Here is a 9,435-nt window from a genome sequence, read left to right as displayed (position 1 = left end):
GGGGGGGGGGCCCCCCCCCCCCCGGCACTACCCGGTCATGTTGCTCTGCGTATCGCCGCCGCCGGGCGCTCCGGCGACAATACGGGTCCGAGCTGTTCCCCGTTCCCGTAATCGAGTGACTGATGAGCGCCTCTTTCGTTTCGCCTGATGTGATCCGCCGCCTGTTCGCGCAGGCCATGTCCCGCATGTACCGCACCGAAGTGCCGCTGTACGGCACGCTGGTGGAACTGGTGGAGCGGATCAACGCGCAGGTGCTTGCCCAGGACCCGGCGCTGGCCGCGCAGCTGCAGCGCAACGACGAGCGTGCGCGGCTGGATGAAGAGCGTCATGGCGCGATCCGCGTCGGTACCGTGCAGGAACTGGCGACGCTGCGCCGCCTGTTCGCGGTGATGGGCATGTACCCGGTCGGCTACTACGACCTGTCGGTGGCCGGCGTGCCGGTGCACTCCACCGCGTTCCGCCCGCTGACCGGCGCGGCGCTGGCGCAGAATCCGTTCCGCGTGTTCACCTCGCTGCTGCGCCTGGAGCTGATCGAAGACGAAGCCCTGCGTGCAGAGTCGGCGAAGATCCTGGCGCGCCGTCGCATCTTCACCGACGGCGCGCTGGCGCTGATCGACCAGGCCGAGCGCGACGGTGGCCTGTCGCAGGCCGATGCCGAGCGCTTCGTCGATGAAGCACTGGAAACCTTCCGCTGGCATGGTGACGCCACGGTCGACCTGCCGACCTACCGCGCGCTGCACAACGCGCACCGGCTGGTGGCCGACGTGGTCAGTTTCCGCGGCCCGCACATCAACCACCTGACCCCGCGCACGCTGGACATCGACGCTGCACAGGCGGCAATGATCGAGCACGGCATGGCGGCCAAGGCGGTGATTGAAGGGCCGCCGCGTCGTGCCTGCCCGATCCTGCTGCGCCAGACCAGCTTCAAAGCGCTGGAAGAGGCCGTGCACTTCCCGGATGCCGAAGGGGGTGATGCCGGCACCCATACCGCGCGCTTCGGCGAGATCGAACAACGCGGCCTGGCGCTGACCCCGAAGGGCCGCGCGCTGTACGACCAGCTGCTGTCGCAAGCCCGCGACGCCGGTGGCGAAGGCAGCACCGGCGGCGACTACGGCCAGCGCCTGCAGGCGGTGTTCGCCAGCTTCCCGGATGACCATGACACCCTGCGCCAGGAAGGCCTGGGGTATTACCGCTACCAGCTGACCGACGCTGGCCGCGCCGCGCCGGAGCGCGTGGCCGATCTGCCCGCTGAAGTGCTGGTGGCCGCCGGCCTGGCCACGGCCGACCCGATCGTCTACGAGGATTTCCTGCCGGTCAGTGCCGCGGGCATCTTCCAGTCGAACCTGGGCGGCGAAGAACAGCGCGCCTATGCCGCGCATGCCAACCGTGAGGCCTTCGAGCAGGCCTTGGGCGTGGCGGTGAACGACGAGTTCGAGATCTACGAGCGGCTGCAGGCCGAATCGCTGGCGGCGTTGCGCACCGCGTAAAGGCAGAGCCGGCCGCTGGCCGGGCACCGCGTGAAGGTGGAGCCGGCCGCTGGCCGGGCGCACCGCGTGAGGTAGAGCCGGCCGCTGGCCGGCTGTTGGGGAAGCCGGCCAGAGCGGCCGGCTCTACCGCGGGCCTCAGCCCTTCATCGTTCCGGTATCCAGCCAGCGCTGGTGCCACGACAACGCTTCCGGCAGCAGGTGCGGGGTGTGCTTGCCGTAGCTCTCACGGCTGGCACGGTCGAAGTAATCCTGCAGCTGCGGGCGGAAGTCCGGGTGCGCGCAGTTGTCGATCAGCACCTGCGCGCGCTTGCGCGGGGTCAGGCCGCGCAGATCGGCCAGGCCCTGTTCGGTGACGATCACCGACACATCGTGCTCGGTGTGGTCGACATGGCTGGCCATCGGCACGATCGCCGAGATGGTGCCGTTCTTGGCGGTGGACGGGCTCAGGAACGCCGACAGGAAACCGTTGCGGGCAAAGTCACCGGAACCGCCGATGCCGTTCATGATCCGCGTGCCCATCACGTGCGTCGAATTGACGTTGCCGTAGATGTCCACCTCGATCATGCCGTTCATGCCGATGCAGCCCAGGCGGCGCACCAGTTCCGGGTGGTTGGAGATTTCCTGCGTGCGCATGATGATGCGCTCGCGGTAGAAATCGATGTTCTCCTTGAACGTCTCATTCGCCTGCGGGCTCAGCGCGAAGCCGGTGCAGGAGGCGTAGCTCAGCACGCCGTCGCGCAGCAGGTCGAGCATGCCGTCCTGGATCACTTCGGTGAACGCGGCCAGGTCGCGGAAACCACTCTTGGCCAGGCCGGCCAGCACGGCGTTGGGGATGTTGCCCACGCCCGACTGCAGCGGCAGCAGGTTCGGCGGCAGGCGGCCCTTCTTCACCTCGTGCTTGAGGAACTCGATCAGGTGCGAAGCGATCTGCTCGCTGGTTGCATCGATCGGGCTGAACGGGCTGTTGCGGTCCGGGCCGTTGGTACGCACCACGGCCACGATCTTGTCCGGGTCGCAGCGCAGCGCGGTATCGCCGATGCGGTCGTTGGCGTTCACCAGCGGAATCGGCTTGCGGTGCGGCGGCAGCGCGGTGCCGTAGTAGATGTCATGCATGCCGTCGACGCCGGCCGGCTGCCATTCGTTGACCTCGACGATCACCTTCCTGGCCAGGTCCAGCCAGGTCTTGTTGTTGCCGACCGAGGTGGAGGGCACCAGCGAACCATCTTCGCGGATGGCCGAGACTTCGATGACGGCGGTATCGATCTCGCCATAGAAGCCGAACCACACGTGCTGGGCGACGTGGCTGAGGTGGATGTCGATGTAATCCAGCTTGCCCTCGTTGATGCGGTTGCGCGCATCCGGGTCGCTCTGGAACGGCATGCGCATGGCGATGCCATCGGCCTTGGCCAGCGCGCCATCGAGTTCCGGCGCGGTCGAGGCGCCGGTCATCAGCTTGATCTGGAAGGGATTGCCCTGGGCATGCACCGCTTCGATGCGGCGGGCCAGTTCGACGGGAACGGCCTTGGGATACCCGGAGCCGGTAAAGCCGCTCATGGCCACGGTTTCACCGGGCTGGATCAGCGCGGCTGCGGCCTCGGCGGAGACCACGCGGTCACGGAGACGCGCGTTGGCGATGCGATCAACAGACATGACGACAGTGTTTCTGGGGGGAATCCCGATTATCGGCCATCCTCATCCGTACGGGGGGTTCTACCTTCGTGGAATGGCTTTTCCCCCAGTGGCTCACCCATACCCACCGGTTCTGTTTTGCAGTGCAGCGTGCAAAGTGCTTTCGCAGCCCGCACGATGGCCCTGCATCCCGACGTGGGGGAGGGAGCAGAGCCCGCTGGCAGTTCGCTGCAAGCGGGCTTTTTTATTGCCTGTGGCCCAGTGTGAATACGCGGCCTCCATTATCGGTAGTGCCGGCCGCTGGCCGGCAACTGCAGCAACCTTCGGCAGAATCATGGGATCTGCCGGCCAGCGGCCGGCACTACCGGGTCCGTCGCGTCCCGACCGGGTCGATACAATCCGCCCATGACCCTCGCCCCCGCTGACCTGCCCGCCGCCCTGCAGCCTCTTGTCGACCGCGCGCTGGCGCGCTTGGCCCAGGTCCTGCCCGAACCCATCCCGACCGATCTGCTGCCGCTGCTGAGCCGGTTGGCGGTGACCAGCGACTTCGCGCTGGACACCCTGGTGCGGCAACCGGCGCTGCTGGCGCAGCTGGCCGCGCCCGGTTGCCCGCCGATCCCGCCACCGGTGCTCGATCCGCTGCAGCCCAGCGACTGGCCGGCGCAGATCCGGCGCTGGCGTACTGCCATGTCGACGCGGCTGATCTGGCGCGACCTGACCGGCCTGGACGACGTGGCACAGACCCTGGCCGGCGCCACCACCCTGGCCGAGGACTGCCTGCGGCTGGCGCTGGACGCGCTGCAGCAGGAATTCGCCCAGCGCCACGGTGTGGTCCGCGATGGCGAAGGCGCCGCGCAGCAGCTGGTGGTGTTCGGCCTCGGCAAGCTTGGCGGCGGCGAGCTCAACTTCAGTTCCGATATCGACCTGGTCTACGCCTATCCGCACGGCGGCGAATCCGACGGCCCGCGCGCGCTGGCCGCCGAAGAGTATTTCGCCCGCCTTGGCCAGCGCCTGGCCAAGCTGCTGGACGAAACCACCGTCGATGGCTTCAGCCACCGCGTCGACCTGCGCCTGCGCCCGTTCGGCAGCGCCGGCCGCGTCGCGCTGTCGTTCGCGGCGATGGACCAGTACTTCCAGCGCGAAGGCCGCGACTGGGAGCGCTATGCGTGGCTGAAGGCGCGCGCGGTCGCCGGTGATATCGAGGCCGGTGAAGCGTGGCTGCAGACCCTGCGCCCGTTCGTGTACCGCCGCTACCTGGATTTCACTGCGCTCGATGGCCTGCGCGAGATGAAGGCAGCGATCACCGCCGAAGTCGCGCGCCGCGAGCTGCACGAAGACATCAAGCGCGGCGCCGGTGGCATCCGCGAGATCGAGTTCCTGTGCCAGGCGCTGCAGCTGATCCGCGGTGGCCGCGAACCTGCGCTGCGCGAGCGCCGCCTGCTGGTGGCGCTGGACGCGCTGGTGGCTGCGGGGCAGATCGCGCCCGAGGACGGCAGTGCGCTGCGCGAGGCCTACCTGTTCCTGCGCCGCCTGGAGAACCGCCTGCAGATGCTGCGCGATGCGCAGACCCACGTGCTGCCCAGCGATGCACTGGACCGCGAGCGCATCGCCGTCGGCCTCGGCTACCCGGACTGGGACGTGCTGCGCGCGGCGCTGGCCGAACAGCAGCAGCGGGTCAGTACCGAATTCGCCGCGCTGCTGGCACCGCGCAAGGGTCAAGCCGCGCCCGACGCGCTGGCCAATTACTGGCGTAGCCTGCCCGAGGGCAGCAACGCGCCGTTGCTGGCAGAAGCCGGTTTCCTCGATGCCAATGGCGCCGACCAGTCATTGCGTGACTTCGCGCAGGGCACCGGCGTGAAGTCATTATCCGATGCGGCGCGTGCGCGGCTGGATCGCGTACTGCCCGCGTTGCTGCATGCGGCCACGCGTTCGCCGCAACCCGACGCTGCGCTCAAGCGTGTGCTCGGCCTGTTGCAGGCCGTGCTGCGCCGGACCAGCTATCTCGCGCTGCTGGACGAACAACCGAGCGCGTTGGCGCGTCTGGTCGATGTGCTGGCGCGCAGCGCGCTGCTGGCCGAGCGGCTGGCCGCGTACCCGCTGCTGCTGGACGAACTGCTGGACGTGCGCGTGTCCGGGCCGATGCCCGATGCGGCCGGCATGCTGGCCGAGTGCCAGCAGGTGCTGGCGGTGGAAGATCCCGAATCCGCACTGCGCTGGCTCAACGAGACGCGGCTGGCGCTCAGCTTCCGCATGGCGATGGCCACGCTGGATGGCCGCCAGGGTGCGGTGGACAGCACGCGGCAACTGGCCGAGCTGGCGCAGGCGGTGGTCACCACCGTGCTGGCGATGGCCGAGGCGGACATGCGCGCCGCGCACGGCGGGATTCCCGGTGGACGTTTCGCGATCATCGGCTACGGCAGCCTCGGCGGGCTTGAGCTGGGCTTCGGTTCCGACCTGGACCTGGTGTTCCTGCACGACAACCCGGCTGGCGTGGAGGCCAGCGATGGCGCACGTCCGCTGGAACCGGGGCGCTGGTATGCACGACTGGCACAGAAGGTGATGGCGCTGCTTGGTGCGGTCACCGCCGCCGGGCGCCTGTACGACATCGACGTGCGCCTGCGCCCGGACGGTGGCAAGGGTTCACTGGTGTCTTCGTTGGCCAGCTACACCGAATACCAGCGCGAACGCGCGTGGACCTGGGAACACCAGGCCCTGGTGCGCGCACGCGGTGTGGCCGGTGATGCCAGCCTGCTGGCCGATTTCGAACAGGTGCGTGCACAGACACTGGGTCGTGAGCGCGATCCGGCCACGCTGTATGCCGATGTGCTGAAGATGCGCGGCCGCATGCGCACTGAACTGGACCGCAGCGATGCCGCGCGGCTGGACCTGAAACAGGGTGCCGGTGGCGTGGTGGACCTGGAGTTCCTGCTGCAGACCGGCGTGCTGGCGCGTAGTGCGCAGCATGCGGCGTTGCTGCAGCCACGCGACACGCCGTCGCTGATCGGTGCGCTGGCGATTGCCGGTTTCCTGCCGGAAGACACTGCGCAAGCACTGCATGGCGCGCATGCCACGCTGCTCGACGTGGGCCTGGCCTGCACGCTGGACCGTCGCCCGCGACTGGCACCGACCACGCCAGCGATTGAAGACGCGTGTGCGGCGATTACGGCGGCGTGCAGAGCGGCGGAGCTGCCGTTCGGGTGAGTGGGTGCACCCATTAGAGCAATTGCCCGGGGATGATCCGCTGTTGGTAGGTGCCGACCGTTGGTCGGCACAATCTGTCAGCGGTGATGAACTCTGATGGAGCGTGCCGACCAACGGTCGGCACCTACCGTGCTCATGTGCCATCCAAGGTCGGCACCTGCCAGAGCACGTGCGGTCAGCTGGTCGCGCGCAGCGGCGCCATCTTCCACAGCAGTGCGCGGAACGGGGCCAGCAGGCAGACGCCGATCGCCAGCTTCACTACCAGGTCGCCGGCGGCCCAGCTCACCCACGGCAGGGTGGAACCGGCAAATGCGGTCGACCAGAAAATGGTGGTATCCACCGTCGCGCTGCAGGTCGTGGCCACCATCGGTGCGCGCCACCAGCTGCCGCGGCGCAGGCGGTCGAACACGGTGATGTCCAGCAACTGCGCCACGATGAAGGCCGAGCACGAGGCAACGGCGATGCGCGGCGTGGCCACCCAGATCGACAACAGCACCGCCACCGCGAAGCCGATCCACGCCACGCGGCGCGCCGGGCCCGGGCCGAAGCGGCGGTTGATCAGGTTGCTGACCAGGAACGCGACCGGATAGCTGAAGGCGCCCCAGGTCAGCCAGTCATTGATCGGGTACTGCACCAGCACGTTGGACAGCAGCACCACCGCGCCCATCGCCAATACCGCCAGCACCAGGGCGCGGGCGGTCAGCGGGGCAAACACAGGGGCAGGACGCACGGACATGGCGAGCCAGGGGGACAAAGGGGATCGCCCATTATCCGCCCGGCCCGCGGCAAAGCCAAAACCGCTTGTTCAGCTTTACAACGCTTCGCTCATCACATCGCCCGCGGCGTAGGCCGTCGGCACGTAGGCCAGTGCCTGGCCCTGTGCGCTCTTCACGGTCCAGCCGGCACCGGCCTCGGTGGGGTCGAAATGTACCTGCTGGCCGACCACGAAGGCCGCCGTCTGGTCTTCATGCACGCGCGCCGGCCAGCGCAGGGTGGCGGTCTGATCGGCCTTGTCGGGCACCTGCAGCTGCACCTGGCGCTCGCCGGCCGCCGTGATCTCCACCTTCTTCACGTCCATCGGCGGCAGTGGCACCGCCTTGGTGCGGGCAACCCTGCCATTGCGTTCGCTGGCCTTGAACGGCGCCTTGGACAGTTCGGACAGGCCCGCCGATGCAGCGAGCGGCACCGAGACCACGATCAGCGAGGTGATCAGCACGCTGGCTTCGCTGCTGTTCAACTGCGGCGCGGCGCCGGCATGGACGGTGGGCACCAGCAGCGCGGAGAGCAGCAGGGCGGAAGCGGGAACGCGCAGGCAACGGAACATGGAGACCTCCTGGTCAGCGTGGGGACGGCGGCTCAGCGCCGGGTATCGAAGATATCGCGCGGGCCGGTGGCCTCGGGCAGGTATTCCAGCGGGCGGCCCTGGTTGTCCTTCAGCTGCCAGCCCTGGTCGGCGCCGGTTGGCTCGAAGTTCACGGTCTGGCCCACGGTGAACTGCACGGCCGGGTCGCCGACGCCGCGCGGATACTGCATCGATGCGGTGTTCTGCGGATCGTTGGCATCACGCAGCAGCACTTCGCGGCGGCCATCGACGGTGGTGGCGATTGCGCTCACCTCCATCTGCGGCAGCTTGATCTGCTGCGGGCGCGCCAGCGGCTGGCCGGCATCGGCCGCATCCTGGGCTTCCTTCGCTGCTGCGGCGCGGGCCGAGGCCACCATCTGCGTGGACATTTCCAGGCTCGGTCCCTGCGGGCCCGGGTCATGGATGATCACGATGCGGCGTTCGGCGTGGGCGGCCGTCGACCACGCCAGGCCGGTGACGATCACCATCGACAACACAGAGGTAAGCAGCGGACGCATGTCGTTCTCCTTGCGGGATTCAGGGCGTGGCGGCGGTGGCACCGGCCACCGGCACATGGGGGATCACCAGTTCCTGCTGCAGCTGGCTGCGCTGGTGCAGGAAGTCGAACACCGATTCCACCGTCACCACCGAATAGTTGCCGGAGATGCGTTCGCCGGCTGGATGGTCGGTGGTGGTGGCGTTGGCTACGAACAGGCGCGCACCCACGCGCTTGCCGAGGCCGATATGCAGCACGCTGGGCTGGTACTTCTGCTGGCGCAGCCACTGCTGTGCCTGTTCGCGCTTGACGATGGCCGGCGCGCCTTCGGTCTGCGCCATCGCCGCCGCCAGCACTTCCAGCACCCACTGGTTGGAGTTCTGGTAGTCGGTGGCGAACGGGTAGGCGACCACGTTGTACCTTGTTTCGTGCAGCGCCTTGGGCTGGATCGAGGGCGGCACCAGCATCGCGCGCAGCGCCGCACGCAAGGGGGCCGACGGCACGCCGATGCGCAGGTCGGTATGGCCGCCGCTCTCGCCGACGAAGTTGCCGAGGCCCTCGTGGTACAGCTGCGAGCTGTCGGTCTTGCAGCGGTTGAGCAGGTGCATCGCGCGCCAGCGGCCGTCGTCCTCGCGCAGCAGGAAGGCCAGGTGGCTGTGGCGCAGGCCGTAGCGGCTCAGGTCCTGGCCACCGCGCGCGGCCACCGCCACGTCCACCTCGGGCAGCGCGTCCAGGCGTTCGGCGGTGGTCCAGGCCACGTCCAGCATCGCCGCCTGCGACGCCACGCTCGGGTAGCGCTCGCGGCAGGCGGTGCTGTCGGCCCAGGCCGGTGCGGTCGCCAGCAGGCTGGCGATCAGCAGCGCGGCGCGGCGCAGGCGGGAAAAACGATCCATGTCGGTACCTTCAACGGCGGGCAGGCCCGCGCGCCGATCATACGCTGCTCAGCGCAGCGGGCGATCCACGCCCTTGCGCTGGAGTTCCCTGTCGCAGGCATCGCTGATCGGGGCGATCGGCAGCGGCGGGCGCTCGCCCGTCTTCGGATCGCGCAGCGCCGGCTGTTCGCGGTACGCATCCAGCTGCTGCTGGCATTGATAGGAGATCGGGTCCAGCTCGGTGGGCGCGGTCGAACACGCGGCGAGCAGGGCCAGGGGCAGCAGGAGCAGGGTACGCATGAAGGCATTCGGTCCGGTGGGGGACACCGGACTCTAACGGTATGGGCAGATTGAAATGTTCAGAAATCGCTGCGCACCCCGGTAGTGCCGGCCGCTGGCCGGCATCGG

The 9,435-nt window shown here is 68.6% G+C and carries 8 protein-coding genes; 2 read left to right on the top strand and 6 right to left on the bottom strand.

The window, feature by feature from the left end:
* Positions 1 to 122: 122 nt before the first annotated feature.
* Positions 123 to 1,487: a 2-oxoadipate dioxygenase/decarboxylase HglS gene (gene hglS / locus ACM0O9_RS15565; protein ID WP_005415037.1), complete on the top strand. Its 1,365-nt coding sequence runs from the start codon at positions 123 to 125 to the stop codon at positions 1,485 to 1,487.
* 135 nt (positions 1,488 to 1,622) lie between these two features.
* Here hglS and scpC read toward each other — a convergent pair whose 3' ends face one another.
* Positions 1,623 to 3,137, bottom strand: coding sequence for a succinyl-CoA:acetate CoA-transferase ScpC (gene scpC, locus ACM0O9_RS15560; RefSeq protein ID WP_021202957.1), 1,515 nt, complete (start codon positions 3,135 to 3,137; stop codon positions 1,623 to 1,625).
* Between the two features lie 384 nt (positions 3,138 to 3,521).
* On the opposite strand from scpC, the gene glnE reads away from it, so the two are divergent.
* Positions 3,522 to 6,317, top strand: coding sequence for a bifunctional [glutamate--ammonia ligase]-adenylyl-L-tyrosine phosphorylase/[glutamate--ammonia-ligase] adenylyltransferase (gene glnE / locus ACM0O9_RS15555; protein ID WP_414604281.1), 2,796 nt, complete (start codon positions 3,522 to 3,524; stop codon positions 6,315 to 6,317).
* A 175-nt stretch (positions 6,318 to 6,492) separates the two neighbouring features.
* Here the strand turns inward: glnE and ACM0O9_RS15550 are convergent, their stop codons facing one another.
* From ACM0O9_RS15550 to ACM0O9_RS15530, 5 genes are all read right to left on the bottom strand, one after another.
* Positions 6,493 to 7,053: a queuosine precursor transporter gene (locus tag ACM0O9_RS15550; RefSeq protein ID WP_164229677.1), complete on the bottom strand. Its 561-nt coding sequence runs from the start codon at positions 7,051 to 7,053 to the stop codon at positions 6,493 to 6,495.
* Between the two features lie 75 nt (positions 7,054 to 7,128).
* Positions 7,129 to 7,641 (bottom strand): hypothetical protein, encoded by a 513-nt coding sequence (locus ACM0O9_RS15545; protein ID WP_065197240.1) that lies wholly within the window; start codon positions 7,639 to 7,641, stop codon positions 7,129 to 7,131.
* A 32-nt stretch (positions 7,642 to 7,673) separates the two neighbouring features.
* The gene (locus ACM0O9_RS15540; protein ID WP_032953871.1) at positions 7,674 to 8,177 is read right to left on the bottom strand and encodes a hypothetical protein; all 504 of its coding nucleotides are present in this window, start codon (positions 8,175 to 8,177) and stop codon (positions 7,674 to 7,676) included.
* Positions 8,178 to 8,196: 19 nt separating this feature from the next.
* On the bottom strand, positions 8,197 to 9,048 hold the full coding sequence (locus ACM0O9_RS15535) for a DUF2145 domain-containing protein (RefSeq protein ID WP_065197241.1): 852 nt from the start codon (positions 9,046 to 9,048) through the stop codon (positions 8,197 to 8,199).
* A gap of 48 nt (positions 9,049 to 9,096) precedes the next feature.
* Positions 9,097 to 9,327 (bottom strand): hypothetical protein, encoded by a 231-nt coding sequence (locus ACM0O9_RS15530; protein ID WP_005415044.1) that lies wholly within the window; start codon positions 9,325 to 9,327, stop codon positions 9,097 to 9,099.
* Positions 9,328 to 9,435 lie beyond the last annotated feature (108 nt).

Source organism: Stenotrophomonas sp. FR012 (genome assembly GCF_047520565.2).
GTDB classification, from domain to species: domain Bacteria; phylum Pseudomonadota; class Gammaproteobacteria; order Xanthomonadales; family Xanthomonadaceae; genus Stenotrophomonas; species Stenotrophomonas sepilia.
This window is presented reverse-complemented; position numbering and strand designations above follow the sequence as displayed.